Below are 25110 nucleotides of genomic sequence, written 5' to 3' on the forward strand. Positions count from 1 at the left end.
GACGGCGGCCTGCCGATATCCCGGGTGGATATCCTGAGGCGGGGGAGGACGATCAGGACCAGAACTGATCCAGCCACAAGTTAAGCTTCGTAAAGCCCTTCGTGTTGACCGAATAGATCCGTTTCGTGCCCTCGGCCGTGACGGAGACCAGATTGCTGTCGAGCAGCGCCTTCAGATGCTGGGAGACGGCCGGCCTGCTGATCGGCAGCCCCTCCGCAAGCTCGTTGACGGTGCGCGGAGCGCGCCTCAACTCTTCCAGCAGGTGACGCCGGTTGGGGTCCGAAATAGCTGCAAAAGGATCGATCGTGGCCATGAGGAAAGGCTACGCCAAGTTGCGAGCGGCGGCAAGAAGAATTGTGCGCCGCAAAATGCGTATTTCTCGACGTTACTGACTAAAGCGGCAATGCATCCCAGAAAAGCTTGAGGGCCGCAAGAAGACCGAGCGCATAGGCGAGCGGATAAAAGACCTCCGGCTTCAGACGCCGGACAATTGCCGCACCGGCAACCGTCGCGACCAGCGCAACCGGCAGCAAGGTCAGCGAAATGGCAAAATTCTTCGTATCGAGCGCTCCAAGCGCCACATAGGGAATGACCTTGATCGCATTGACCAGCGCGAAGAAACGCACGCTGGCGCCGGTATAGTTCTTCGGGTCCAGTTTCAGCGGCAGGGCATAGATCTGGAAGGGCGGCCCGCCGGCATGGGCGACGAAGCTTCCATAACCGCAGAGAGTTCCCCACAGGATTGCCGGTGGCCATCGGTGCGGTTTGGGAGCGATCGGTTGCCCGGCGGCGGGGCCATAGGATTTGTAGAAATACTGAAGCGCAAAGATGATCATCGACACCGCGATGACGAACCGCAGGGCGTCCGGCGGCACCATGGCCGAGGTCAGCCAGCCGAGTGCGATGCCGACGAGGCCGCCGGGCAGGAAACGCAGCAACAGCGTCCGGTCGGTGTGATGGCGCCAGGAATAAAGAGCGACGATATCCATGACGATCAGGATCGGCAGGAAGATCGCCGCTGCATCGACCGGACTGACGACGAGCGCCAAAAGCGGCACCCCGATCAGGGCAAAGGCACCACCCAGCCCGCCTTTCGACAGGCCGACAAGCGCGACGGCCGGGATCGCGGCGGCAAAAAAGATCGGATCGGGAAGGGGAAAACCAAGCATGACGGGATGAGTGTTGATTGCGGAGCCTGTCCGGTCTATCGGGTTTTGTCCACGATGACGACCCGTGAACGGTATCAACTTGCGTTTCAGGTGCTGTCGTGAGCTGATCGTTGGGATTTCCGTGGGCAGGCGGCGCCCTTGCCGCTCCGTGAAGACAAAAAAGCCGGCAGTCTGCTGCCAGATGGGATGAAGAATGACGCTTGCCGAGGATCGTTGCCGACTGGTTCTCATCGTACCGGATCACGAGGATGACCAGTGGCTGGCCGATACGCTGTCCCACGCGCTGAGGGGCGGCGATGTCGCCTCCGTCATCCTGCCGCAATACGAATTGTCGGATCAGGCCTTCCAGAAGCGTGCCGAGCAGTTGGTGCCGATCATCCAGGAGGCGGGATCGGCGGCGCTGATCGCCGGTGACAGTCGTGTGGCCGGGCGTGCCAAGGCCGACGGCCTGCATATAACCGGCTCCATCGAGGAACTCGCGGAAACCATCGAGAAGTTCTCCCCGAAGCTGATCGTCGGTGCGGGGCAGGCGGCGGATCGTCACACGGCGCTCGAAGTGGGCGAGGCGCGGCCGGACTACATTTTCTTCGGCAAACTGTCCGGCGACATCAAGCCGGAAGCCCATCCGAAGAACCTGGCGCTCGGCGAATGGTGGGCAGCCCTGGTCGAGATCCCTTGCGTCGTCATGGGCGGCACGGACATTTCATCTGCGCTTGCGGTGGCCGAGACCGGTGCGGAATTCGTCGCGCTGCGCTCCGCCGTCTTCGACGCGCCCGCCGGAGCGGCCGCTGCGGTTGCTGAAATCAATGCGATCTTGGACGAAAAAGCGCCACGGTTTGGCGCTTGAAGGGTTCCATGTTTCGAAACGCCCGCCTGATCCTCATGAGTGCCGTGGCTGCCGCGCCGGCGGCAATGCTGCTGTTGCCTGCCGTTCCGGCCTTCGCGCAAGGCTCGCAGAAGGCGGTGACCCGACCACTCGAGGGCAATGGCGAAACGCTCCAGCGTGAGGGCGAGACGTCTGCCGACCCGTCCTCGCAGCAGAAGGGGGACCGGTCTGGCGAGCAGCCATCGAGCGGCATCACGCTTCTGGAGCGGATGGGGACGTCGCTTCCGCCTCTGCCGCCGGAAAAGCCGTATCATGGGCCCGTCGACGAGGCTTACGGCGCCTATCAGCGCGGGCTCTACGTCACGGCGCTCGCCAAGGCTCTGCCACGGGCGGAAGCCGGCGATGCGGTTGCCCAGACGCTGGTCGCCGAGATGATGATGCGCGGGCAGGGCATTGCCCACGATGCGAAGGGAGCCGCCTTCTGGTATGGCCAGGCCGCCGAACGCGGCGATCCGGCCGCCATGTTCCAGTATGCGCTGATCCTGATGCAGGGCCGGTATGTGACCCGCGACAAGGCGAAGGCGGACGAATACATGCGCCGCGCCGCGGAAGCCGGCAATGCCTCCGCGCAGTTCAACTGGGCGCAGATCCTGGTGGCGGACAATCCAGGCGAAAAGGGCCTGAAGCTCGCTCTGCCCTTTTATGAGAAGTCCGCCGAGCAGGGCATTTCCGACGCGCAATATGCGGTGGCGCAGCTTTATCTCGCGATCCACGACCTGCCGACGGACAAGAAGGCGAAGGCGCGCGAATGGCTGGAGCGGGCGGCCAAGGCCGGTTACGACACCGCACAGCTCGACATGGGGCTCTGGTATGTCAACGGTGTCGGCGGCGAGCGCGACTACGACAAGGGCTTCGAATGGATGCGCATTGCGGCGTTGCGCGGCAATGTGGTTGCGCAGAACAAACTTGCCCATCTCTACATCAATGCGCTCGGAACCCGGCCGAACCCGGTCGAGGCGGCCAAATGGTATGTGCTGTCCCGCCGTGCCGGCCTGCCGGATCCAGCATTGGAAGATTTCTATCTCGGCATCGAGGAAGACCAGCAGAAGCAGGCGATCGAGGCCGCCAACCGGTTTCGTCGCAGCTGATCACCTGTCACAGACACGCTCGTTTTGGCCTGCGACTTGAATTGTCGCCGGTTTTGTGATTGTGAACGCGGCTATTCTGAAAAGACTGACACACAAAGGTCCCCGATGATGAGGGACGCCCGCCTTTTATCCCAAGGATCCCCGCAATGGCTCGTTCTGCCCTTCTCAACGTCATGGTTCAGGCTGCGCTGAAAGCCGGCAAGTCTCTCTCGCGCGATTTCGGCGAGGTGCAGAACCTGCAGGTTTCGGTGAAGGGGCCGAGCGACTTCGTGTCCCAGGCCGACCTGAAGGCCGAGAAGATCGTGCATGACGAGCTGATGAAGGCCCGTCCGACCTACGGTTTCCTCGGCGAAGAAGGCGGCGAGGAGAAGGGCACCGACGGTTCGCACCGCTGGATCGTCGATCCGCTCGACGGCACGACCAACTTCCTGCACGGCATTCCGCAATTCGCCGTCTCGATCGCGCTCGAGCGCAATGGTGAAATCGTCGCCGGCGTCATCTTCAATCCGGCGACCGACGAACTCTTCACGGCTGAAAAGGGTGGCGGTGCCTTCCTCAACGACCGTCGCCTGCGCGTGGCCGCACGCCGTGTTCTTTCCGACTGTGTCATCGGCTGCGGGGCCCCGCATCTCGGTCGTGGCAACCACGGCAAGTTCCTGGTGGAACTGCGCCATGTGATGGGTGAAGTGGCGGGCGTGCGCCGCTTCGGTGCCGCAGCACTCGATCTCGCCTATGTGGCCGCCGGTCGCATCGACGGGTTCTGGGAAACCGACCTTTCGGCCTGGGACATGGCGGCCGGCCTGATCCTGATCCGCGAAGCAGGCGGTTTTGCCAGCGACATGAAGGGCTCGAACGATATCTTCGACCACGGCAGCGTCGTGGCTGGCAACGAGCTGATCCACAAGCAGCTCCTCGAGGTCATCAACCGCCCGATCCCGACGGCCTGAGCCCATTCCCTCCGGTTGTCCTGTGTACGCTTCGGAAATCTTGCCCGTTTCCGAGCCGGCGTCACTTCAATTCGTCTCATTTTTGCACTAGCCTCCGGCCACTTGTGGTACGGAGGTTGTGTGCGTCATGGTGAATGATACCCTCGGGGATGTGAACGGTTCCGAATTGGCACCCCGCAATCAAGGGTACAAGCTTTCGAATCCAGTGCCGTTTCTCTGGACCATGGTGGTCTTCCTGATCATCGTCGGTTTCATCGCGGCGATCCTCTACCGTCAGGCCCACACGGCCTTCATGACGAATCCGGGCCTGAACGGCCTCATTCTCGGCGTTCTGGCGATCGGCATCATCCTGATCTTCACGCAGGTGATCAGCCTCATTCCGGAGGTGCGCTGGTTCAACTCGTTCCGCGCCGCTGGCAGTGCCGACCGCGTCGGACGGGATCCGAAACTGCTGGCCCCGATGCGCGCGCTGATTGGCCGCAGCCAGCGGGTGGCGCTCTCCGCGCCGCTTCTGCGCTCGATTCTCGATTCGATCGGCACGCGGCTCGATGAAAGCCGCGACATTTCCCGTTATCTCATCGGCCTTCTCGTCTTTCTCGGCCTGCTCGGCACCTTCTGGGGCCTGATCGGCACGATCGGCTCGATCAGCGAGGTGATCCAGGGGCTCGATCCGAATTCCGGCAATGGCAATGACGTGCTGACGGCGCTGAAAAGCGGCCTTACCGCGCCGCTTGCCGGCATGGGCACGGCTTTTTCCTCCTCGCTTCTCGGCCTGTCCGGCTCGCTGATCCTCGGTTTCCTCGACCTGCAGGCCGGCCGCGCGCAGAACCGTTTCTATACGGAGCTGGAAAACTGGCTGTCTTCGGTGACGGAAGTTGATGGCGGCGAGGCGGTGGTCAATCCGGCCGCCGGCAATGTCTCCGACGAGATGCGCCGGATCGTCGAACAACTGCGTAAACTGGTAACCGCCCAGACGAAGGCGGAGGCCGGGCAGACGGAAAAATCGCTGACCGCGCTCAGCAATCTGGCGGAAGGCATCCAGGGACTCGTCAAGAACATGCGCAACGAGCAGCAGATGCTGCGCGACTGGATCGAGGCCCAGCAGGAGGAATCCAAGGCCATGCGCCGCACGCTCGACCGCCTCTCCGACAAGATCGGGGGGAAGTGAGCGATGGCGCTTGCGCGAAATCGCCGCCGCGAGCGCGGGGTGGATTATTGGCCGGGTTTCGTCGACGCCCTGTCGACGCTGTTGCTCGCCATCATGTTCCTGCTCACCGTCTTCGTGCTGGCGCAGTTCATCCTGGGCCGGGAAATCACGGGGCGCGACGAGGTGCTGAACCGGCTCAACAGTCAGATCGCCGAGCTGACGGAGCTTCTGGCGCTGGAAAAGAGCGGCAAGCAGGATGTCGAGGATTCGCTTGCCAACCTGCAGGCCTCGCTTGCGCAATCCGAAAGCGAGCGGTCGCGGCTGCAGGCACTGCTGGAGCGTGGCGCAGGCTCAAGCGAGGCTGCGAATGCGCAGATCGTCGACCTGACGCAGAAATTGTCGGAAGAACAGGCGGTCAGCGCCCGCGCCATGAGCCAGGTGGAGCTGCTGAACCAGCAGATCGCCGCTCTGCGCGCACAGATCGCCGCCGTCGAACAGGCGTTGCAGGCCTCCGAGGCACGCGACCAGTCCTCCCAGGCGAAGATCGCCGATCTTGGGCGCCGCCTCAACGTGGCGCTCGCCCAGCGGGTGCAGGAACTCAACCGCTACCGGTCCGATTTCTTCGGTCGCCTGCGCGAAATCCTGTCGGATCGCGAAAACATCCGCATCGTCGGTGACCGTTTCGTCTTCCAGTCGGAAGTGTTGTTCCCGGTGGGCGGCGCTGACCTCGACGATGCCGGACGGGCCGAGATGGACAAACTTGCCCAGGCGATCATCGAGCTGGCGCAGGAAATCCCCGCGGAAATCAACTGGGTGCTGCGCGTCGACGGCCACACGGACAATTCGCCGCTCTCCGGCACCGGGCGTTACCGCGACAACTGGGAGCTCTCCTCCGCACGCGCCACGTCGGTCGTCAAATATCTGATCAGCAAGGGCGTTCCGGCCAATCGCCTGGTGGCCGCCGGCTTTGGCGAATATCAGCCGATCGCGTCCGGCGACACGCCCGAGGTACGCTCGCAGAACCGGCGCATCGAACTCAAGCTGACCGAGCGCTGATTGGCAATATGCCAAGGCACTTCTGCATCGGCCGCCTGTGCTACCGGCATTTCCTTGTCGTTTGCGCACGAGATCGTGGCTGGCGGAAATCCACGGCTTGCTCCTGACTTACGTTTGCGTAAAAGTAAGAGCAGAGACGTTCTGGGAGGGGCGCATGGACGAATTCGATGTCATCGTCGTCGGCGGTGGTCTGGCGGGGCTGGTTGCGGCAACAGAAGCCTGTGATCGCGGCAGGAAGGTTTGCCTTGTCGACCAGGAAGGAACGCAAAACCTTGGCGGCCAGGCGTTTTGGTCGCTGGGCGGCCTGTTTCTCATCGACAGTCCCGAACAGCGGCGCATGCGTATCCGCGACAGCCTCGATCTTGCCCGCCAGGACTGGCTGGGTTCGGCCGCCTTCGACCGCCCTGAGGATCACTGGCCGCGGTTATGGGCGGAGGCCTACCTGAATTTCGCTGCCGGCGAAAAACGCGCCTGGCTGCACCGGATGGGCATGCGCTGGTTTCCGGTGGTCGGCTGGGCGGAACGCGGCGGCGGTTCGGCGGATGGTCACGGCAATTCCGTGCCGCGCTTCCATGTGACCTGGGGCACAGGCCCCGGCGTGCTGGCGCCCTTTGTTGCCCGTGCCGAAGAGGCGGCGAGGGCAGGGCGCCTGACGCTGCGCTTTCGCCACCAGGTGGACCGGTTGCTGCAGGAGAACGGGCGGGTGATCGGGGTTTCGGGCAGCCGGCTCTCAGAGGATCCGGTGCTGCGCGGTCAAAAGAGCACGCGCGATGTCATCGCCGAATTCGAGATGCGCGGCTCGGCGGTGATCGTCGCGTCGGGCGGCATTGGCGGCAATCTGGATCTGGTGCGGCGCAACTGGCCGCAGGAGCGGCTGGGCACGCCGCCGGCGGACATGGTCTGCGGTGTGCCGGCGCATGTCGATGGCCGGATGATCGGAATTTCGGAAGCGGCGGGCGCATCGATCATCAACCGCGACCGCATGTGGCACTACACGGAAGGCCTGAAGAACTGGGACCCGATCTGGCCGAACCACGGTATCCGCATCCTGCCCGGGCCGTCCTCCTTCTGGTGCGATGCCGACGGCAACCGGCTGCCGTCACCCGCCATGCCGGGCTTCGATACGCTTTCGACGCTGAAGATCCTGCGCGAGCGCAAGTCCGACTACAGCTGGTTCATTCTGACCAAGGCGATCATCAAGAAGGAATTTGCGCTCTCCGGTTCCGAACAGAACCCGGACCTGACGGGCAAGGACATCCCGCTTCTGCTGAAACGGCTGGGGCGCAACCCGCCGGGCCCGGTGCAGGCCTTCATGGACAAGGGCGAGGATTTTGCCGTTCGCGATACGCTGGAGGATCTCGTTCAGGCGATGAATGCAATCAGCGGCGAGAACCGGCTGGACGCCCGCCATATCCGCGCCCAGGTGGAGGCGCGCGACCGGCAGATCGACAACCCGTTCGCCAAGGATCAGCAGGTGACGGCGATCCGCGGCGCCCGCGCTTATCTTGGCGACAAACTGATGCGCACCGCCAAACCGCACCGGCTGCTCGATCCGAAGGCCGGGCCGCTGATCGGGGTTCGCCTGCATATCCTGACGCGCAAGACGCTGGGCGGCATCCACACGGATCTTTCGGCGCGGGTGCTGGATGCCGGTGGAGAGCCGGTGCCGGGGCTTTATGCGGTGGGCGAGGCGGCCGGGTTCGGCGGCGGCGGCATGCATGGTTACAGCGCGCTGGAAGGCACTTTCCTCGGCGGTTGCCTGTTTTCCGGTCGGGTGGCCGGGCGCAGCGTGTGACCCCGCTTTGGCCGCGCTTTACTGCGCGGCCATGAATCCTTGCGCGCCGGCATCGAATTGCAGCCTTGCGAGGCTGGCATAAAGCCCGTTCTGCGCCACCAGTTGCTGGTGCGTGCCTTCCTCGACGATACGGCCATCGTCCATCACCAGAATGCGGTCCGCCTTCAGCACGGTGGCGAGGCGGTGGGCGATTACGATCGTCGTGCGGTCGCGCATCAGCCCGTCGAGCGCCTTTTGCACCAGTGTTTCGCTTTCGGCATCGAGCGCCGAGGTCGCCTCGTCGAGCAGCAGCACGGGCGCGTTCTTCAGGATGGCGCGGGCAATCGCGATGCGCTGACGCTGGCCGCCGGAGAGCGTCACGCCCCGTTCGCCGGCGAGCGTGTCATACCCCTTGTCGAGGCGGGAGATGAACTCGTCCGCCTGCGCCGCAATCGCTGCCTGACGCACGGCCTCGCGGCTGGCGTCCGGCAGGCCGAAGGCGATGTTGTCGTGGATCGAGGCGGCAAAGATCGTCACGTCCTGCGGCACGATGGCCAAGCGGCTGCGCAGATCATGAAGCCGGGCGTCGCGCAGATCGACGCCATCGAGCCGCACGGCTCCGGCGGTCGGATCGTAGAAGCGCATCAGCAGCGACAGGATCGTGCTTTTTCCCGCACCGGAGGGGCCGACAATCGCGACCGTCTCGGCGGAGCGCACCGTAAACGACAGGTCGTGCAGGGTGACGGCGCTCACCCGTGACGGATAGGAGAAGGAGACGTTGTCGAAAGCCACTTCGCCGCGGGCAGGCACAGGCAGCGCGACCGGCTGTTCCGGATCGCGGATCGCCGGTACTTCGCGCAACAGTTCCGTCAGCCGTTCGGCAGCGCCGCCGGCCTGCGAGAGTTCCCCCCAGACTTCCGAGAGCTGGCCGAGCGAGCTTGCGGCAATCACCGAATAGAGCACGAACTGGCTGAGCGTTCCCGCCGTCATGGTGCCGGCGAGCACGCTCTGCGCGCCGTACCACAGGACGCCGACAATGCTGCCGAACACCATCAGGATGGCAAAACCGGTCAGAAAAGCGCGTGAACGGATGGCGGAGCGGGCGGCATCGTAAGCGGCCTCCACGGTCCGGCCATAACGTTCGCCGGCAGCCTTTTCCGCGCCGAAGGCCTGTACCGTGCGGGAGGCGGCAACGGTTTCCGAGGCAAAGGCGGAAGTTGCGGCAAGCGTGTCCTGCGCGGCGCGAGCTCTGCCCCGCACGGAACGGCCGAAGCCCACCAGCGGGAAGACGATCAGCGGAATGGCGGCGAGCACCAGGCCCGAGAGTTTTGCGCTCGTCAGGATCATCATGATCATGGCGCCGAGACAGAGGATGACATTGCGCAGCGCCTGCGAGGCGGCGGAGCCGAAGGCGGACTTGATCTGCGTCGTATCCGCCGTCAGCCGCGAGACGATCTCGCCCGACTGGTTGACGTCGAAGAAGGCGGGCGACAGCGCGGTGACGCTGTTGAACACCTCGCGCCGCAGATCCGCCACCACCCGTTCGCCGATGGTGATGACATAATAATAACGCAGCGCGCTGGAGAGAGCGAGCACCGCGGCGAGCGCCATCAGCATGGCAAAATAGCTGTTGATGAAGGCGCCGTCGGCGGCCACAAACCCGTGGTCGATCATGCGGCGCACGGCCAGCGGCAGGGCAAGCGTCGTTGCTGCGGCAAAGACCAGGAAACAGGCGGCCGCCAGCACCAGCGACCGGTAGCGCAGAACATAAGGCACAAGGCGCAGCAGCGGCTGCGGTGTGCGGCGGGTCTTGTCGGATCTGTTCTGGTTATCGCTCACGCTGGCCCCGTTTTTTGCCCCGGCAACAGTCGGGTGCGGGTACTTGTGCTTTGGGAGACCTTCCTGTATAGGCTCCGCATTAAATTGGGAAGCCGTCGCCGGTTCCGGTGTGCGGCTTCATTTACGAACTAGGGGCCTCCGCTGCAATTGCGACAAATGGACCCCGCACAGCAGGAACAGAGTGTCATGAAGGCCAACATTCATCCCGACTACCACAAGATCAAGGTCGTCATGACCGACGGCACCGAATACGAGACCTATTCCACCTGGGGCTCGGAAGGCGCGGTCATGAACCTCGAAATCGATTCCAAGTCGCACCCGGCTTGGACCGGCGGCAACCAGCAGCTGATGGACCGCGGTGGCCGCGTGTCCAAGTTCAACAAGCGTTTCGGCGGCCTCGGCCTCTAATCGATCCGCTTCGTTGCCCGGGGCTTGCGCCCGGCGACCTTGTCGTATCCTATCGCGACCGTCCGAAGCCTGCTTCGGGCGGTTTTTCGTTTCGGGCCGGTTTTCCCGTGCCTCAGTCTGCCGTCTTGCCAAGGTTTGCCATGTTTTCCAGTCTCCGCGTCCTTCTCCTGTCCTCCGCGCTGATGGCGCTGTCGCTCTCGCCGGCCTTTGCCGGCCATGCTAAATTTCTGGTCGATGCCGATAGCGGCGTGGTGCTGGAATCGGACAATGCCGAAGAGCTGAACTATCCGGCCTCGCTGACGAAGATGATGACGCTCTACATGACCTTCGAGGCGCTGCATGACGGCCGCCTGACCTGGGACACAAGGCTGCCGATCTCGGAAAACGCCAATAGCAAGGAGCCGTTCAAGTTTGCGATTGGCGCCGGCAATACGATCAGCGTCACCGAGGCGGTGACCGGCATGATCGTGCTCTCCACCAATGATGCGGCCGTCGCCGTTGCCGAAAAGCTCGGCGGTTCCGAGGAAAAGTTCGGCGAGATGATGACGGCAAAGGCCCGCCAGCTCGGCATGGCGCAGACGGTGTTCCGCAACCCGGCCGGCCTGCCGGACCCCGCGCAGGTGACCACGGCGAAGGATCTCGCCAAACTCGGGCTTGCGCTGATGCGCGACTATCCGGAAGAGTTCAAGCTGTTCTCGCAGAAGCGCATGGTGTTTCGCGGCATGAAGCTGCGCGGCCATAACGGCGTGCTCAACACCTATCCGGGCGCCACGGGCCTGAAGACCGGCTTTACCAATGCCTCCGGCTACAATCTCGTGACCAGCGTGGACCGCGACGGCCACCGGCTGATCGGCGTCGTGATGGGCGGCAAGACGGCGCAGGAACGCGACGAGGAGATGAAGGCGATGCTGGATAAGCACCTGCCGCAGATGAAGGCCGTGGTTGCGCCAAAGCCGGTGACGAAAGCCGCGATGGTGGCGGCAAAACCCTGACAGAGCCTATCGGGGGAGGCGGGCCGACCGGTGGTGAACACCGCTGCCGCTTGCCTCTCGCGTTCCATCTGCTACAGCCCAGGACAGATGGCCCCCATCCCGATTTCAAAAGATTTTCGACAGGAGAGACCGATGAGCGAACCGACCGTCGCCGAGGCGACAGACCGTATCTACCAGTCGCTGCAGAACGACAACGTGGACATCGACCTGCACATCGCCACGCTGAAGGCAGCGCTCGCCAAAGCCGGCCAGAAGCAAGCCGTGTTCGATCCCTCCCGCCTCGTGCAGAACAACCGCGCCGGCCGCAAGCTGATGCAGGCCTATTTTCGCCAGCGTGGGGTGATGGTGGTGTTTGCGGGGTGATGGGGGCGGCGGCTGGTGTTGCGTGATGGTGAGAGGCGGATTGGCGCCATGTGTGAACGTTCCTACTTACACATCTGGTAAATGACCAGGGCGGCGAATAACATCGCCATGGCTGCAAACGCCCTCTCGGCCCGCCGACGCCAGCGCGACTTGGCGGCCGCGCCATCGAAAAAGCCGCTTATTAGTTGACCGAGGAAATTCAGCAACTCACTCATAACCGTCGACCTATCAAGATCATCGAAACGCGCCATCATGGCAATCATCGCCCTTCTATCCAGTCAAGATGACCGACATGGGCCGATAGCCTCATGGCGCTGATGCGCCATTAGCGGTCATTGCCCAAAACTCGCGGACGACCTAGCTTGTCTCCATCAGAACGGGCGAAGCAGGGCTTCAATGTTGCCTTCACTATTCGAGTCATACCAGGCTGGTCTGCATAAGCGGCGCGTTGCGGCCGTTTGGCGCGGGCATGGTTCTACTGTTTTCTTGGAGATAGGAGAATTATTTCCTAGCCATAGGAATGACGGTTCTGATGGAAAGCCATATGGTGAATATACAATTATGATCGAATGGAGTTGGCGGATAGAAACAGAGCAGGCAATTCTAGCAGGTAGTTGGAGCGACGAAGCAAAATGGGAAAGCGCTTTTAACTCCCTCGTCGGACTTCGCGTTGAGGATGTGAAAATCGTTGGCCGTCTGCCGGAATTACTGATTGAGCTTGAAGGCGGGCGATATGTCTCATCCTTCATGACCTGTGACGGCCAACCTGCATGGACCCTATTCAAGCGCTCTGAAGACGGGAAGAAGCTATCCTACCTATCAGTCAGCGAAGGACGAGTGGTTGAGACATTCGACTGAAGGTCGGCGCCGAGAAACGACTTCGCCCGGATGGCGATAATAGCAGTTATAAAAACGTGTAATCTCGTGTCATCTTCCGCCGTAATTGTTGAGGACGAAAACGATGGCCGCGGCATGGCGTCCGATTGCCGACAAAGAAGAGCAGATCATCAAGTTGCTTTTGTCACAGGGATTCCCCGGCAATGCCAATAAAGCGATGCATGAAAGTGCAGTGTTGAAGATGAAAACGGTGGGAGCTTCTTCGTTGGTTCGCCAGCCCCGTCGCTTGACGTAAGTCAGCCCGTAGAAAATCGTACTATAGAGTGGACGGCCGAATGCGGTTATCAGGAGGCCGACCAGCGCAACAAACTTCGCCTTTTAACCATTGCAACTATCCCCGGCAAATGGCCAGGCAGCGTCTCACAAATTTACTACTTTGGCTTGCGGAGATCCGAAATAATCCGTGACGGGCATATGGCGAACATCGGCAGCCTTACCGCTGTCGCCTCTCGCTGTGATGCAGTCTGACGCGCCTCCCCCATCCCCACGCACAAAAAAGCGGGCACCCGGCCCGCTTCCCTCATTCCAAAATCATCTGCCCCGCTCAGTTCGCGGTAAACGCCGTGCGCAAAAGGTCGAGCTGGGCGCGGACGCCGTTTTCGTTGTCGGGAACGATGGCTTCCTGCGGGCGGTAGATTTCGCGGTCGAGGATGGCGACGCGGTTCTGCAGGCGCAGCGACCGTTCGACGAGGTCACGGAAGGATTCCGGCAGGTCGCCCCAGCCGGGTGCCATGCGGTCAACGTTGAAGCCGTCGAGGCGCACCTTGCTCTTTTCGGAGAGCACCTGCTCGTAGCTCATCTCGCCATTGTTGACGGCGCGCTGCAGGAGCAGCCAGGAGGCCATCTGCATCAGGCGGGTGGTCAGCCGCATGGATTCGGCTGCATAAAGCACGGTCGCCTGGCGCGGCAGAACCTTGGAGGCAGCGCGGCCCGGGCCATCCAGATAGGCGGCGGTCTCTTCGACCAGCGACATGCCTTCCGAATACAGCGCCTTGAACTGCGGCGAGTTAGCGGCGCGGCCGGCGAAACTGACGGTATTCAATACCTGTTCTGACATCGAGATTATCCTGCTAACGCATCCACTTGATCAGGCAATGAAGGAGGGCAGAAAAAGTTCCGCGTTCCTTCGTTCATGCTCGGAGGATGATACCAGTAGCCGAAATCCGCAAGCCAATTCTTAAGGAAAGGTTAATTCCCACAGTTTACATGGGGCTGGAACACGCAAATGTGCGGGTAAAAAGAAGAGCCGCGAAAGCGGCTCTCAAGGTAAAACAGGGAGAAATCAGACCTATTCGCCGACTGGAGAAACCGTCTGAGCCCGGGCAAACCAGGCATAATCATCATCTGACAGAATGCTTAATGGGCGGTTAACAAAGAAGATCCAAGTATAGTTTCTTCTTGCCAGACGTATTGCTTTGGTCCGTTTCACCGCTTGAAGATGCTGTCGGCGGCAGCCCTGCCGGCCTGCTTTTGAGCCCGATCCGTCCGCAAACGTACGATCTCCTCCTCGAGCAGTCCGATTCGCCTGTCGATCTCCTCGACGGAGAGGGAGGAGAGGTCGCAGCCCACCTCGTGAGCAACCGGCTTCTTTGGTCTGTCGTCGTCCAGAAAGCTCATGGGGCGCCTCTTCCTATCGCCAGAATGACGGGATCGCTTCGGCAAGCCGCGGGCCGATGCGCAAGGGTTCGATCTTCTCCGCCAGTCCCGTCGTGTCGGAAATCTCCACGCCGACGCCGCAGATGGTGGCCGGGCCGGAGGCCGCCTCAAAACGGCCCTTCGGCATCTTGGAGATGAAGCGGTTCAGCGGTTCTTCCTTGTCCATGCCGAGGGAGGAGTCGTAATCACCGCACATGCCGGCATCCGACATGTAGGCGGTGCCGCCGTTCAAGATCTGGTGGTCGGCGGTCGGCACATGCGTATGGGTGCCGACGACGAAGCTTGCGCGGCCATCGACGAAATGGCCAAAACACTGTTTTTCGCTCGTCGCCTCGGCATGGAAATCGAAGATGATGGCGTCGGCCTGTTCCTTCAGCGGGCAGGCATCGAGGATGCTTTCAGCGCTCTTGAAGGGGTCGTCCAGTTCCGGATGCATGAAAACCCGGCCCATGATGTTGGCGACCAGGATGCGCGCCCCGTTGCGGGCATAAAACAGGCCGGAGCCGCGGCCGGGCGTGCCGGCGGGATAATTGGCGGGGGCGCAGGAACTGGTCGTGTCGGCCGGCAAAGGCCACCGCATCCTTCTGGTCCCAGACATGGTTGCCGGTGGTCACCACATCGGCGCCGGCATTGATGGTCTCGAGAAAGATGTCTTCGGTGATGCCGAAGCCGCCGGCGGCGTTTTCGCCGTTGACGATGACGAAATCCAGCTTGAGATCCGAAATGAGGCCCGGCAGGCGATCCCAGACGGCCGTCCGGCCCGTCTTGCCTACCATGTCGCCGAGAAACAGAAGTCGCATACCTGTCCGATCAAGGGTTGAAGCGTCTCAGCCCGCTTTCGGTCAAGATCGCATGCAGCCGGACGTCGTGTTGTTCTACCGGAACTGATGCCACCTCCTGGCAATCAAAGGCAATGCCGATCAGCTCCGGAAAGAGGCCTTTTTTGTTGAGACGGTCAATGGCGCGGTCATAATAACCGCCGCCATAACCGATCCGTTGTCCTTGCGCATCGAAGGCGGAGAGGGGAACCAGCATCAGGTCCGGGTCGAGTTCTTCCGCTTCCGGGCCGGGACCGAAGGTGCCAAAACCCATCGGCACGAGGTCTGCGCCCGGCACGAGTTCGCGGAAGATGATGGTCTGCTTGTCGACAATCACCGGCAGGCAGAGCCGGGCGCCGCGCCGTTTCAGGTCTGCCATCAGCGGGCGAATGTCGGCCTCCGAGCGGATCGGCGAAAAACCCGACACGATGGTGCCGGGCTCGATTGCCAGGCTCGCGCTGCCATGGTCGCACAGTTCGAGGCTCTTTTCGATGCGCAGGTCTGCGGCGATCCGGTCGCGTTCGGCGAGCCGTTCGGAGCGGAGGCGGCTCTTTTCGAGCACCACCTCGCTCATGCCGGCTCCGGCATCTTCTGCACGAGAAGCTTGTCGATGCGCCGGCCGTCAAGGTCGATCACTTCGAAGGACCAGCCGTTCCAGGTAAACCGCTCGCCAAGCTCGGGCAGGCGTTTCAACTCGTCGAGAACGAAACCGGCCACCGTCTCGTAGTCGGGGTCGTCCTTCATGTTAAAGCCCATCTGGTGGGCAAATTCATCGACCGGCATCCAGCCGGCGACGAGGAAGGAGCCGTCCTCGCGCTGCATCAGCGCCGGTTCCTCGACCTCATCCTCCTGGAAAACGCCGGTGATGGCTTCCAGAATGTCGCCCGAGGTGATGATGCCTTCGAAATGGCCGTATTCGTCATAGACCAGCACCATCTGGGCCGGCGCGCGGCGCAGGGCCTGGATCACGTCGATCGCACCGGTCAGGTCGGAAACCACCGGCGCTTCGCGCATGTGCTGGCGCACATCGAGTGCCTCACCGCGGCTGATCGCCTCGTAGGCGTCCTTGACGAACAGCACGCCGAGGATCTCGTCGGAGGCGCCGTTGCGCACCGGCAGGCGCGAACGTTGCGTCTTTCTGAGCTGCTCGCGGATTTCCTGCGCATCGTCCTCGATATCGATCACCTCGACATCGCGGCGCGGCGTCATCAGGCCACGGGCGGCGCGGTCGGCGAGGCGCATCACGCCGGAAATCATCGCCGATTCCTCGGTCTCGATGACGCCGGCGCTCTGGGCTTCGGCCAGCACGTTGCGGATTTCCTGGTCGGTCATGCGCTCGTCCGTCTCCCCCTTCTGGCCAAGCAGGGCAAGGACGGCACTTCCCGAGGCATTCAGCAGCCAGACGAGCGGCAAAGCCAGCTTCGACAGCAGCACCATGGCCGGCGCAACCCGCGCGGCGATCGCTTCGGGCGCGCGCAGCGCAATCTGCTTCGGCACCAGTTCGCCGATGATGAGCGACAGATAGGTGATGGCGACGACGACGGAACCGACGCCGAGACCATCAGCAACGCCATCGGAGAGACCCTGCAGCTCCAGCCAGTCGGCCAGCCGTGCGCCGAGCGTGGCGCCGGAAAAGGCGCCGGACAGGACGCCGACCAGGGTGATGCCGATCTGCACGGTGGAGAGGAAACGGCCGGGATCTTCCGCCAGCCGCATGGCAAGGGCCGCACCCTTGTTGCCGTCATCGGCAAGGATCTTCAGGCGAACGGGTCTTGCCGAGACCACGGCCAGCTCGGACATGGCGAGGACGCCGTTCAGGAAGGTGAGAAGGACGACGATGAGAATTTCGGTTATCAAAACGCGCTCATTGGGTATCGCCAAGGATCATACCGCGAAATGATGCGGCCTGTATCCCGGATCGGCACGATGAACCGGCCAATCCTGCCGCGTCGACTGCAGGTTCTATGATCGATGACCTTGCAGGGCAGCTGGCGTGCCCGAATAATAGGGGCACCAACCGTCATTTGCAATCAGCCAGACCCGCGAAAGCGCAGGGCAGGGGATTTGCCTTGCTTTTTGTGAGGCGATGACCCTGACCCGGCGGTTGCAGCCGCCTTGCGTGAATGCCGTGCCGGACCTTCGTCCGAGAGCCCTGGCATCCGAGAGACCCTGTCGCCGATTGGGAAGGGTGCGATCCACGACGACCGATGGAGATTTACGATCCTGGGTGCCTACAAACGTAGGTGGGCGCCATATGTCCAAGCCCACGGGCCTGGTCAGGGACAGCTCCCTTTGGATCGAGTATGGCCCCAGGGATTGTGGTTCCTGTCGGGAAGCGCAGACCGCAAAATCAATATAGGGGATGATGATGGGGTCCGCCAGAGGGGGCGGATCAATTCACCGGTGTTTGCGGACGCGCGTTCAGCTTGGCGGTAATGCCGTTCAGCCGGGTGGCGAGTTCACTCAGCACGTCGACCACCGCCGCCTCGCTTTTCTGCCTGGCCTCCGCGGCCCCCTCACGCACGGTGCGCAGTGCCTCCACCTCACGTTCGAGGTTTGCCAGCCGACGATTGGTCTCGGCCAGCTCGTCCATCACCATGATGCCGGCCATCACCGTAACGCGCAGGTCGCCGATCTCGCCGAACTGTGTCTTCAGGTGACCGACATAACGGTCGAAACGTTGGGCGAGCTCTTCCAGATGGCCTTCCTGGCCTTCCTCGCAGGCCATGCGATAGGCCTTGCCATCGATCGTTACGGTCACTTGCGCCATGGGGCTGTTGATCCCTTTAGGATTACCGGTCGAGGACCGCGCGGATGGTTTCCATGGCCGTCACAAGCCTGCGGGAGACTTCGCGGTTGACTTCTTCCAGGCGGTTCGCACGGAATTCCGACTGGTCCAGCTCCTGGGCAAGGCGAGCGCGGTCGGCATGCACCCGACGGACCTCGTTTTCCGCATCGACGGCCTCACGCTGGCGCTCGATGCGGGCATCCACAGCGTTTTCGAGGCTGTTGACCGCGGCCCAGAGGTCTGAAATGGCAGCGTCTAAGGTCTTTTCCACCGGCATCCTGCTGGTACTCGGGTCCGCGCGACAATCAGACGCGAATCGCGTCCCTTCGCCAACTAATATAGGCGGCACCCTAAGCGGGGCGCACCGGGCGGTCAATAAAGTGGCGGGATGCGTGCCGCCGCTAAGCTGTGGATCGCGCCCTTTACGGCGCTGGAGGGAGGCCTAGTTAACAGGGGGCGAAATACTTTCGCAATGCGTCGGCGTCCGTGCCTTTTGTTGACTTGGCCGTTGCACCTGCTAAGGATCAGCCGCGCCTCACTTGGTCCGTCCAGGGCCGTGATTGACACCGAAAACAGCGGACTAGCCATGACCTCTCGCGAAAAACACAACCGGATGGCAAATGCGATCCGTTTCCTCTCGATGGATGCTGTCGAGAAGGCCAATTCCGGCCATCCCGGCCTGCCTCTCGGGGCTGCCGATGTCGCCACGGTCCTTTTTAGCCGCTACCTGAAGTTCGATCCGAAGAACCCGCTCTGGCCGGACCGCGATCGTTTCGTGCTGTCTGCCGGCCATGGCTCGATGCTTCTCTATTCGCTCCTCTACCTCACCGGTTACGAGGACATGACGATCGAGGACATCAAGCAGTTCCGTCAGCTCGGTTCCAAGACCGCCGGCCATCCGGAATACGGTCATGCGTCCGGCATCGAGACGACGACCGGCCCGCTCGGCCAGGGCATCGCAAACGCCGTCGGCATGGCAATCGCCGAACGCAAGCTGTCGGAAGAATTCGGCGCGGGCTTGCAGAACCACTTCACCTATGCACTCGTCGGCGATGGTTGCCTGATGGAAGGCATCAGCCAGGAAGCGATTGCGCTTGCCGGTCACCTGAAGCTCAACAAGCTGATCGTCTTCTGGGATAACAACAACATCACGATCGACGGTGCGGTCTCGCTGTCGGATTCGACGGATCAGATCGCCCGCTTCAAGTCGGTGCACTGGAACACGATCGAGATCGACGGCCATGATCCGGACGCGATCGCTGCCGCCATCGAAGCAGCCCAGACGTCCGATCGCCCGACCTTCATTGCCGCCAAGACCATCATCGGCTTCGGCGCGCCGAACAAGCAGGGCACGCACAAGGTGCACGGCTCGCCGCTCGGCGCGGAAGAAATCGCTGCTGCCCGCAAGGCGCTGAACTGGGAGGCGGAAGCCTTCGTCGTTCCGGCGGACGTGCTGGATGCCTGGCGCCTCGTTGGCCTGCGCTCCACCAAGGCGCGCAAGGAATGGGAAGAGCGTCTTGCTGCTGCCGAGACCCGCGCCGAGTTCGTGCGTCGTTTTGCCGGCGACCTGCCGGGCGGCTTCGACAGCGCGATCGACGCGTTCAAGCAGAAGGTTGCCGCCAACCCGCCGACGGTTGCCACCCGCAAGGCTTCCGAAGACGTGCTCGAAGTCATCAACGGCCTGCTGCCGGAAACGCTCGGTGGTTCGGCCGACCTGACGCCGTCCAACAACACCAAGACCAGCCAGATGAAGGCGATCACGCCGACGGACTTCTCCGGTCGCTACATGCACTGGGGCATCCGCGAGCATGCGACCGCTGCCGCGATGAACGGTATTGCGCTGCATGGCGGTCTCATCCCCTATTCGGGCGGCTTCCTGATCTTCTCCGATTATTGCCGTCCGTCCGTTCGCCTGGCGGCCCTCATGGGCATCCGTGTCGTGCATGTCTGGACGCATGATTCCATCGGCGTCGGCGAAGACGGCCCGACGCACCAGCCGGTCGAACATGTGGCGGCGTTGCGTGCGATCCCGAACCTGCTGCTCTTCCGTCCGGCCGATGAGACCGAGACGGCCGAATGCTGGCAGATCGCGCTGAAGACGAAGGATCGTCCGTCGGGCCTGGCGCTGACCCGCCAGAACCTGATGCCGGTGCGCAAGGAATATGAAGAGAAGAACCTGTCTTCTCACGGCGCCTACGAACTGGTGCCCTCTGCCGATGCGAAGGTCTCGATCTTCGCCTCCGGTTCGGAAGTCGAGATCGCCGTCAAGGCCGCCGAGGTTCTGGAAGGCAAGGGCATTGCAACCCGCGTCGTTTCCGTGCCCTGCGTCGAGCTGTTCTTCGAGCAGTCGGAGGATTACCGTGAGGCGATCCTCGGCACCTCGCCGGTCAAGATTGCCGTGGAAGCGGCGGTGCGTGAGGGCTGGGATGCCTTCATCGGCAGCGACAGCACCTTCATCGGCATGAAGTCCTTCGGCGCCTCCGGCCCGGCCAAGGATCTCTACAAGCATTTCGGCATCACGGTAGACGCCGTTGTTGCTGCGGCAGAAGCCAAGCTCTGAGCCATTCTGGGAGGCGCCGTCAGGCGCCTTCCGCGATTTCAGAAAAGCCCATGTTAAGGGAGTGGACGTAAATGACTGTGAAGGTTGCCATCAATGGCTTCGGCCGCATCGGCCGCAACGTGCTGCGTGCCATCGTCGAGTCGGGTCGTACCGATATCGAAGTGGTCGCGATCAACGACCTCGGTCCGGTTGAGACCAATGCGCACCTGCTGCGCTACGATTCGATCCACGGCAAGTTTCCGGCCGATGTGAAGGTCGACGGCGACAGCATCATCGTGGGCGGCGGCAAGCCGATCAAGGTCACGGCGATCAAGGATCCGTCGACACTGCCGCACGGCGAACTCGGCGTTGACATCGCCATGGAATGCACCGGTATCTTCACCGCCCGTGACAAGGCTGCAGCCCACCTGACGGCTGGCGCCAAGCGCGTCATCGTTTCGGCTCCGGCCGATGGTGCCGACCTGACGGTCGTCTACGGCGTCAACCACGACAAGCTGACCAAGGATCACCTGGTCATCTCCAACGCATCCTGCACGACGAACTGCCTGGTTCCGGTCGTCAAGGTTCTGAACGACGCGCTCGGCATCGATCATGGTTTCATGACCACGATCCACTCCTACACGGGTGACCAGCCGACGCTCGACACCATGCACAAGGATCTCTACCGCGCCCGCGCGGCAGCGCTCTCGATGATCCCGACCTCGACCGGTGCCGCAAAGGCCGTCGGCCTGGTTCTGCCGGAACTGAAGGGCAAGCTCGACGGCACCTCGATCCGCGTGCCTACCCCGAACGTCTCGGTCGTCGATTTCAAGTTCGTCGCCAAGAAGAACACCACGAAGGACGAAGTCAACGAGGCCATCATCGCTGCTTCGAACGGCGCGCTGAAGGGCATTCTCGGTTACACCGACGAGCCGCTCGTCTCCCGTGACTTCAACCACGACAGCCATTCGTCGATCTTCGCACTCGACCAGACCAAGGTTCTGGAAGGCAATTTCGTGCGCATCCTGACCTGGTACGACAACGAGTGGGGCTTCTCCAACCGTATGTCGGACACGGCCGTGGCGCTCGCAAAGCTGATCTGATCTATTGATCATCGCAGGCAATAAAGGGCGGTCCGGATCTCCGGGCCGCCCTCTTCGTTTCACGTCGGATGATCTTCTCTTACTTGGTCAATCGGATCGTCTGCGAACCGCTGCCGCCATTGGACGGACCGCCGTCATAGGGTTCGACCATCCAGTTGGACGAATTCATGATGACGGTGTTGACCACCAGGCTGATCCTGGACGTCTGGTTGGTGGTCGAATTGTAGGTCACGTCGCGGTTCGGCAGGTAGATGATCCCTTCGAGGGTCTCGCCTTTGGATCCGTTGAAGACATATTGCTGTTTGTTGGCGTTGTTGGCGGCGTTCGAGGTTTTCTCGAACATCAGGATGCCCTTGTAGGTTCCGCTGGTCGGGGCCGTGCCCGTAAAGGTGAGGCCGCCATTGGCGCGCAGTTCGCTGTAGACGTCCGGGAAATAGAAGGTCACGCCATTGGCGATGATGGTCGAGCCCGAATTGACGATCATGCGGCCCTTGATGATGTGCAGGCCGGGTTTGAAGGTGATCGTCGGGCTGCCGTTGAAAATCACGTCGCAATGGACGCCTGGCTCGAGCGTGATCGTCTTGACGTCCTTCACGCCGCTCGTGGTGCAGGTCGAGGGTACCGCCGGTTCCGGAAGCTGGCCGGCATAGGGATCGGTATTGATCTGGCAGCCCACCTCCAGATTGGTCAGCGTGCCGCCGTTCTTGATATAGTTCGTTCCCTTGACGCAGAATTTTGCCGTCTGAACTGTCGAACCGCCGTTCATGATGAACGCCGGGGCAGAGGTCGAGGCGACATCGACGCGGCAGTTCGTCGACTTCAGGTTGACGCCCGAGTTGATCAGCACCGCCTGGCTCTTGTTGCCGAGCACGTAGATGCAGGAGGCCGGGCTGCTGGTCTCGGTGGAAACGGAGCCCAGCACGGAGGATTCGACACTGAGCGGCAGAGTAGAGAGACCAATGAGCCCGAGGAAGCTCGTCGGGTAGTTCTGCGCATAACCGCCGGTCAGGCTGCCATCCTTGTTCTGCGTCACCTCGAGGCGGTCTGCGAGCGAGATCTCCTCGTCGGGGTCGTTGGTTTCTCCATCGAATGCAGACAAGAAATTCGTGACCGTTTGCTTCTGACTGTCGTAATCGCTTTCGCGCGCTGCCGCCAGCATTGCGCCATCCAACTGGGTTTGCATCTGCAGCCTTTGATTGTAGGCTGCGTAAAGATCGACCGATCCGCCTGCCGCCACAAGAAGAAGCGGCAATAGAAGCGCCGTCAGCATTCCGAAATTTCCATCGCGGTTTGCAAGATACGATGCAGTCAATGATCTGGAGCGCGGCATATTGAACGACATGGTGCTCTCATCCCGGGAATTCGGATCTCGACTTCGACCCAATACTGCAAATTCTCTGCTTTTCCGTTGCCTTCGTCGTTCGAATTGAAACCAATCCTTCTTTTGCACATTCTTCCGGCTGATCGCCGGTTGCGGGCGTGGAACTTTCTGACACGAATGGTCGGTTTGCCCTTCTCTTGCCGGATTTGAACAGGTCTAATGGACCGTCGCCTGATTCCCGCCGTTGCGACACATCTCTCATGGCAACTTTAGCAGGTGTCTCGTGCCGGATGCGGAGATGGCGGGCAGGATGGCGTCTTGCGCAGGGGATCCCGCGGCACGCGACATACGCGCTGCCGCTGCGGATCAAGGCAACAGGCCAGTTGGAAAGAGGGTGTCAGGTTGGAGGCTTTTTATCTCATCGTGTTGGTCGGCACTATTCTCGTGCTGGTCGCCGCCTTCTCCAGTCTGCTCGCCTTCCGCTTCGGCGCCCCCTTGCTTCTTGTCTTCCTGATGATCGGCCTGCTTGCCGGCGTCGATGGTCTCGGCATCAATTTCAGCAATTTCCCGCTGGCCTATATGCTGGGTTCGCTGGCGCTGGCGGTCATCCTGTTCGATTCCGGTTTCGGAACCTCGCTGCATTCCTTCCGGATTGCCGCGGTGCCGGCCATTACCATGGCGTCGATCGGCGTGGTGCTGACCGCTGCCATCTTTGCCTTTGCCGCCTCTCTTCTGCTCGGCCTCAGCTGGCTCGAAGGCATGTTGCTCGGCTCGATCGTCGCCTCGACGGATGCGGCGGCCGTCTTTTTCCTGCTGCGTATCGGCGGCATCCACATCCGCGACAAGGTGCGTTCGTCGCTCGAAGTCGAATCGGGCACCAACGATCCGATGGCGGTGTTCCTGACGATTGCGCTGGTGGAGCTGATCAGTTCGGGGCAGGGAAGCAGCGGCTTCAACCTCGAGCTTTTTGCGATGTTCGTCAAGCAGATGGGGCTCGGCGGCGTGATGGGCCTGCTGGGCGGCATAATGATCGTCAACGTGCTGAACCGCCTGCCGGTCGACCGGGGTTTGGCACCGATCTTCGTGCTCGCCCTTGCGCTCCTCGTCTTCTCCATTACCGGTGCGCTGGATGGCAGCGGCTTCCTTGCGGTTTATGTCGCCGGAATTTACGCCGGCAATCGCAAGATATTCGCCAAGGAGGCAATCTCGCGGTTCCAGGACGGCATGACCTGGCTTGCGCAGATCATTATGTTCCTGTTGCTCGGCCTGCTCGCAACGCCATCGGAATTCCCGTCACTCCTGCTGCCGGCGGTCGGGCTGGCGCTTTTCCTCATCTTCGTCGCACGACCGATCGCGGTCTGGCTCAGCCTGCTGCCCTTCGATTTCACCCAGCAGGAAATCGGCTTCGTCGCCTGGGTCGGCCTGCGCGGCGCCGTGTCGGTGCTTCTCGGCATCATGCCGATCCTCGGCGGCATCGATCATGCGCATGTCTATTTCAACAGCGCCTTCATCATCGTGCTGGTTTCGCTTCTGTTGCAGGGCTGGACGATCAAACCGGTTGCCGAGCGGCTCGGCCTCATCATCCCGCCGCGCATCGGCGAGGTGGACAAGGTGGAACTCGACCTGCCGGGACGCGCCAATCACGAGCTGATCTCCTACCGTGTCATCCGTGACAGCCCGGTCTTGCGCGGCGAGCGCATTCCGCGCTGGGCAACGCCTTCGCTCGTCATCCGCGACGGGCGCAGCATGCGCTACCAGTATGCCGGTCGCCTGCGCGAGAACGATCAGGTCTATCTTTTCATTGCTCCCGGCTATTCGCGCCTGCTCGACCGTCTGTTTGCCAGCCGTGCGCCGGTGGACGAGGACGATGCGGATTTCTTCGGCGCCTTTGCCATCTCGCCCTCTCGCCCGGCCAAGGAACTGGATGCGGCTTATGGTCCAGGGCTCCTCAGCGTCGCCGAGCAGGCGATGTCGATCGGCGATCTGATGACCTATAGGCTGGGCGGCCGGGCGGAATATGCCGACCGCGTCCGGCTCGGCTCGATCATCCTGATCGTGCGCGACATCGACGAACACGGGCACATCGAATCCGTCGGGATTTCGCTCGAAGCGGTCGAGCCCGCCACCCGCCTGCCGATCTTCATCAACATGCGCGAAATCGCTCACCGGGTGCGCGACACGCTGCGGCGTTATCGCGGCAAGCCTGTGCCCGCAGCCCCGGTTCCGGCGTCAGCTGGACCTGCCGAAAAGACCGAGAAACCGATTGACGGGACGCCGGCCGCCAATGCATCCGGCGAGGGCGAAAAACGCCCCTGAATG

Annotated in this window: 25 protein-coding genes, 1 other RNA gene and 1 pseudogene; 14 read left to right on the forward strand and 13 right to left on the reverse strand. The window is 62.0% G+C overall.

Translation table 11 applies throughout. From position 1 onward, the window contains the following. Nucleotides 1-52: 52 nt before the first annotated feature. Nucleotides 53-313, reverse strand: coding sequence for an ArsR/SmtB family transcription factor (locus tag OU993_RS11840; protein ID WP_268157251.1), 261 nt, complete (start codon nucleotides 311-313; stop codon nucleotides 53-55). 79 nt (nucleotides 314-392) lie between these two features. After that, nucleotides 393-1169: a sulfite exporter TauE/SafE family protein gene (locus OU993_RS11845; protein ID WP_268157254.1), complete on the reverse strand. Its 777-nt coding sequence runs from the start codon at nucleotides 1167-1169 to the stop codon at nucleotides 393-395. Between the two features lie 193 nt (nucleotides 1170-1362). On the opposite strand from OU993_RS11845, the gene OU993_RS11850 reads away from it, so the two are divergent. The 6 genes from OU993_RS11850 to OU993_RS11875 all read left to right on the forward strand — a co-directional run bounded on the left by OU993_RS11850 (nucleotide 1363) and on the right by OU993_RS11875 (nucleotide 8088). Further along, complete coding sequence (locus OU993_RS11850) at nucleotides 1363-2016, forward strand: thiamine phosphate synthase (protein WP_268157257.1); 654 nt, start codon at nucleotides 1363-1365, stop codon at nucleotides 2014-2016. A gap of 8 nt (nucleotides 2017-2024) precedes the next feature. Beyond that, nucleotides 2025-3143, forward strand: a complete 1119-nt coding sequence (locus tag OU993_RS11855) for a tetratricopeptide repeat protein (RefSeq protein ID WP_268157258.1) — start codon at nucleotides 2025-2027, stop codon at nucleotides 3141-3143. A 146-nt stretch (nucleotides 3144-3289) separates the two neighbouring features. Continuing rightward, nucleotides 3290-4090 (forward strand): inositol monophosphatase family protein, encoded by an 801-nt coding sequence (locus OU993_RS11860; RefSeq protein ID WP_268157261.1) that lies wholly within the window; start codon nucleotides 3290-3292, stop codon nucleotides 4088-4090. Between the two features lie 127 nt (nucleotides 4091-4217). After that, entirely contained in the window at nucleotides 4218-5258 is a 1041-nt protein-coding gene (locus OU993_RS11865; RefSeq protein ID WP_268157264.1) for a flagellar motor protein MotA, read from the forward strand. A gap of 3 nt (nucleotides 5259-5261) precedes the next feature. Beyond that, nucleotides 5262-6293 carry a peptidoglycan -binding protein gene (locus tag OU993_RS11870; protein ID WP_268157265.1) on the forward strand — a complete coding sequence of 344 codons (1032 nt, stop codon included), beginning with the start codon at nucleotides 5262-5264 and terminating at the stop codon, nucleotides 6291-6293. Nucleotides 6294-6447: 154 nt separating this feature from the next. After that, nucleotides 6448-8088, forward strand: a complete 1641-nt coding sequence (locus OU993_RS11875) for an FAD-binding dehydrogenase (protein WP_268157267.1) — start codon at nucleotides 6448-6450, stop codon at nucleotides 8086-8088. An 18-nt stretch (nucleotides 8089-8106) separates the two neighbouring features. Here the strand turns inward: OU993_RS11875 and OU993_RS11880 are convergent, their stop codons facing one another. Beyond that, nucleotides 8107-9906, reverse strand: a complete 1800-nt coding sequence (locus OU993_RS11880) for an ABC transporter transmembrane domain-containing protein (protein ID WP_268157269.1) — start codon at nucleotides 9904-9906, stop codon at nucleotides 8107-8109. 186 nt (nucleotides 9907-10092) lie between these two features. Between OU993_RS11880 and rpmE the strand changes: the two genes are divergently transcribed. From rpmE to OU993_RS11895, 3 genes are all read left to right on the forward strand, one after another. Continuing rightward, on the forward strand, nucleotides 10093-10314 hold the full coding sequence (gene rpmE / locus OU993_RS11885) for a 50S ribosomal protein L31 (protein ID WP_268157271.1): 222 nt from the start codon (nucleotides 10093-10095) through the stop codon (nucleotides 10312-10314). A gap of 140 nt (nucleotides 10315-10454) precedes the next feature. Next, nucleotides 10455-11306 (forward strand): D-alanyl-D-alanine carboxypeptidase family protein, encoded by an 852-nt coding sequence (locus OU993_RS11890; protein ID WP_268157272.1) that lies wholly within the window; start codon nucleotides 10455-10457, stop codon nucleotides 11304-11306. A gap of 132 nt (nucleotides 11307-11438) precedes the next feature. Next, entirely contained in the window at nucleotides 11439-11669 is a 231-nt protein-coding gene (locus OU993_RS11895) for a hypothetical protein (RefSeq protein WP_268157274.1), read from the forward strand. Between the two features lie 62 nt (nucleotides 11670-11731). Here OU993_RS11895 and OU993_RS11900 read toward each other — a convergent pair whose 3' ends face one another. Continuing rightward, on the reverse strand, nucleotides 11732-11932 hold the full coding sequence (locus OU993_RS11900; RefSeq protein ID WP_268157276.1) for a hypothetical protein: 201 nt from the start codon (nucleotides 11930-11932) through the stop codon (nucleotides 11732-11734). 133 nt (nucleotides 11933-12065) lie between these two features. Here OU993_RS11900 and OU993_RS11905 point away from each other — a divergent pair, with 133 nt between their 5' ends. Further along, entirely contained in the window at nucleotides 12066-12527 is a 462-nt protein-coding gene (locus tag OU993_RS11905; RefSeq protein ID WP_268157279.1) for a hypothetical protein, read from the forward strand. Nucleotides 12528-12630: 103 nt separating this feature from the next. After that, complete coding sequence (locus OU993_RS11910) at nucleotides 12631-12801, forward strand: hypothetical protein (RefSeq protein WP_268157281.1); 171 nt, start codon at nucleotides 12631-12633, stop codon at nucleotides 12799-12801. Between the two features lie 309 nt (nucleotides 12802-13110). Here OU993_RS11910 and rcdA read toward each other — a convergent pair whose 3' ends face one another. From rcdA to OU993_RS11950, 8 genes and pseudogenes are all read right to left on the reverse strand, one after another. Continuing rightward, complete coding sequence (gene rcdA / locus OU993_RS11915; RefSeq protein WP_268157282.1) at nucleotides 13111-13623, reverse strand: protease adaptor protein RcdA; 513 nt, start codon at nucleotides 13621-13623, stop codon at nucleotides 13111-13113. A gap of 368 nt (nucleotides 13624-13991) precedes the next feature. After that, nucleotides 13992-14183 carry a DUF1192 domain-containing protein gene (locus OU993_RS11920; protein WP_268157283.1) on the reverse strand — a complete coding sequence of 64 codons (192 nt, stop codon included), beginning with the start codon at nucleotides 14181-14183 and terminating at the stop codon, nucleotides 13992-13994. Between the two features lie 13 nt (nucleotides 14184-14196). After that, nucleotides 14197-15022 (reverse strand): annotated as a pseudogene (locus OU993_RS11925) (TIGR00282 family metallophosphoesterase). 10 nt (nucleotides 15023-15032) lie between these two features. Beyond that, the gene (locus OU993_RS11930) at nucleotides 15033-15614 is read right to left on the reverse strand and encodes a 5-formyltetrahydrofolate cyclo-ligase (protein ID WP_268157284.1); all 582 of its coding nucleotides are present in this window, start codon (nucleotides 15612-15614) and stop codon (nucleotides 15033-15035) included. Continuing rightward, nucleotides 15611-16897, reverse strand: a complete 1287-nt coding sequence (locus tag OU993_RS11935) for a hemolysin family protein (RefSeq protein WP_268157286.1) — start codon at nucleotides 16895-16897, stop codon at nucleotides 15611-15613. The genes OU993_RS11930 and OU993_RS11935 overlap by 4 nt, the downstream gene beginning before the upstream one ends. A gap of 331 nt (nucleotides 16898-17228) precedes the next feature. Then, nucleotides 17229-17387: non-coding RNA, 6S RNA (ssrS, locus tag OU993_RS11940), on the reverse strand. Between the two features lie 45 nt (nucleotides 17388-17432). Next, nucleotides 17433-17810 carry a cell division protein ZapA gene (locus OU993_RS11945; RefSeq protein WP_268157289.1) on the reverse strand — a complete coding sequence of 126 codons (378 nt, stop codon included), beginning with the start codon at nucleotides 17808-17810 and terminating at the stop codon, nucleotides 17433-17435. 22 nt (nucleotides 17811-17832) lie between these two features. After that, complete coding sequence (locus OU993_RS11950) at nucleotides 17833-18105, reverse strand: DUF4164 domain-containing protein (protein WP_268157292.1); 273 nt, start codon at nucleotides 18103-18105, stop codon at nucleotides 17833-17835. A gap of 309 nt (nucleotides 18106-18414) precedes the next feature. On the opposite strand from OU993_RS11950, the gene tkt reads away from it, so the two are divergent. Both tkt and gap read left to right on the forward strand, forming a co-directional pair. Further along, nucleotides 18415-20388 carry a transketolase gene (tkt, locus tag OU993_RS11955; RefSeq protein WP_268157294.1) on the forward strand — a complete coding sequence of 658 codons (1974 nt, stop codon included), beginning with the start codon at nucleotides 18415-18417 and terminating at the stop codon, nucleotides 20386-20388. A gap of 71 nt (nucleotides 20389-20459) precedes the next feature. After that, entirely contained in the window at nucleotides 20460-21470 is a 1011-nt protein-coding gene (gap, locus tag OU993_RS11960) for a type I glyceraldehyde-3-phosphate dehydrogenase (RefSeq protein WP_268157295.1), read from the forward strand. Nucleotides 21471-21549: 79 nt separating this feature from the next. On the opposite strand, the gene OU993_RS11965 is transcribed toward gap, so the two are convergent. Next, entirely contained in the window at nucleotides 21550-22740 is a 1191-nt protein-coding gene (locus tag OU993_RS11965; RefSeq protein WP_268157297.1) for a pilus assembly protein TadG-related protein, read from the reverse strand. Nucleotides 22741-23193: 453 nt separating this feature from the next. Here OU993_RS11965 and OU993_RS11970 point away from each other — a divergent pair, with 453 nt between their 5' ends. Further along, nucleotides 23194-25107 carry a potassium/proton antiporter gene (locus tag OU993_RS11970; RefSeq protein ID WP_268157299.1) on the forward strand — a complete coding sequence of 638 codons (1914 nt, stop codon included), beginning with the start codon at nucleotides 23194-23196 and terminating at the stop codon, nucleotides 25105-25107. Nucleotides 25108-25110 lie beyond the last annotated feature (3 nt).

Source organism: Rhizobium sp. SL86, from assembly GCF_026672545.1.
Classification (GTDB): domain Bacteria; phylum Pseudomonadota; class Alphaproteobacteria; order Rhizobiales; family Rhizobiaceae; genus Neorhizobium.

Bases quoted from the DNA above. Each gene is read 5' to 3' on its own strand.
- OU993_RS11840 (WP_268157251.1), bottom strand. From the start codon at position 313: ATGGCCACGATCGATCCTTTTGCAGCTATTTCGGACCCCAACCGGCGT.
- OU993_RS11845 (WP_268157254.1), bottom strand. From the start codon at position 1,169: ATGCTTGGTTTTCCCCTTCCCGATCCGATCTTTTTTGCCGCCGCGATC.
- OU993_RS11850 (WP_268157257.1), top strand. From the start codon at position 1,363: ATGACGCTTGCCGAGGATCGTTGCCGACTGGTTCTCATCGTACCGGAT.
- OU993_RS11855 (WP_268157258.1), top strand. From the start codon at position 2,025: ATGTTTCGAAACGCCCGCCTGATCCTCATGAGTGCCGTGGCTGCCGCG.
- OU993_RS11860 (WP_268157261.1), top strand. From the start codon at position 3,290: ATGGCTCGTTCTGCCCTTCTCAACGTCATGGTTCAGGCTGCGCTGAAA.
- OU993_RS11865 (WP_268157264.1), top strand. From the start codon at position 4,218: ATGGTGAATGATACCCTCGGGGATGTGAACGGTTCCGAATTGGCACCC.
- OU993_RS11870 (WP_268157265.1), top strand. From the start codon at position 5,262: ATGGCGCTTGCGCGAAATCGCCGCCGCGAGCGCGGGGTGGATTATTGG.
- OU993_RS11875 (WP_268157267.1), top strand. From the start codon at position 6,448: ATGGACGAATTCGATGTCATCGTCGTCGGCGGTGGTCTGGCGGGGCTG.
- rpmE (WP_268157271.1), top strand. From the start codon at position 10,093: ATGAAGGCCAACATTCATCCCGACTACCACAAGATCAAGGTCGTCATG.
- OU993_RS11890 (WP_268157272.1), top strand. From the start codon at position 10,455: ATGTTTTCCAGTCTCCGCGTCCTTCTCCTGTCCTCCGCGCTGATGGCG.
- OU993_RS11895 (WP_268157274.1), top strand. From the start codon at position 11,439: ATGAGCGAACCGACCGTCGCCGAGGCGACAGACCGTATCTACCAGTCG.
- OU993_RS11900 (WP_268157276.1), bottom strand. From the start codon at position 11,932: ATGATTGCCATGATGGCGCGTTTCGATGATCTTGATAGGTCGACGGTT.
- OU993_RS11905 (WP_268157279.1), top strand. From the start codon at position 12,066: ATGTTGCCTTCACTATTCGAGTCATACCAGGCTGGTCTGCATAAGCGG.
- OU993_RS11910 (WP_268157281.1), top strand. From the start codon at position 12,631: ATGGCCGCGGCATGGCGTCCGATTGCCGACAAAGAAGAGCAGATCATC.
- rcdA (WP_268157282.1), bottom strand. From the start codon at position 13,623: ATGTCAGAACAGGTATTGAATACCGTCAGTTTCGCCGGCCGCGCCGCT.
- OU993_RS11920 (WP_268157283.1), bottom strand. From the start codon at position 14,183: ATGAGCTTTCTGGACGACGACAGACCAAAGAAGCCGGTTGCTCACGAG.
- OU993_RS11930 (WP_268157284.1), bottom strand. From the start codon at position 15,614: ATGAGCGAGGTGGTGCTCGAAAAGAGCCGCCTCCGCTCCGAACGGCTC.
- OU993_RS11945 (WP_268157289.1), bottom strand. From the start codon at position 17,810: ATGGCGCAAGTGACCGTAACGATCGATGGCAAGGCCTATCGCATGGCC.
- OU993_RS11950 (WP_268157292.1), bottom strand. From the start codon at position 18,105: ATGCCGGTGGAAAAGACCTTAGACGCTGCCATTTCAGACCTCTGGGCC.
- tkt (WP_268157294.1), top strand. From the start codon at position 18,415: ATGACCTCTCGCGAAAAACACAACCGGATGGCAAATGCGATCCGTTTC.
- gap (WP_268157295.1), top strand. From the start codon at position 20,460: ATGACTGTGAAGGTTGCCATCAATGGCTTCGGCCGCATCGGCCGCAAC.
- OU993_RS11965 (WP_268157297.1), bottom strand. From the start codon at position 22,740: ATGCTGACGGCGCTTCTATTGCCGCTTCTTCTTGTGGCGGCAGGCGGA.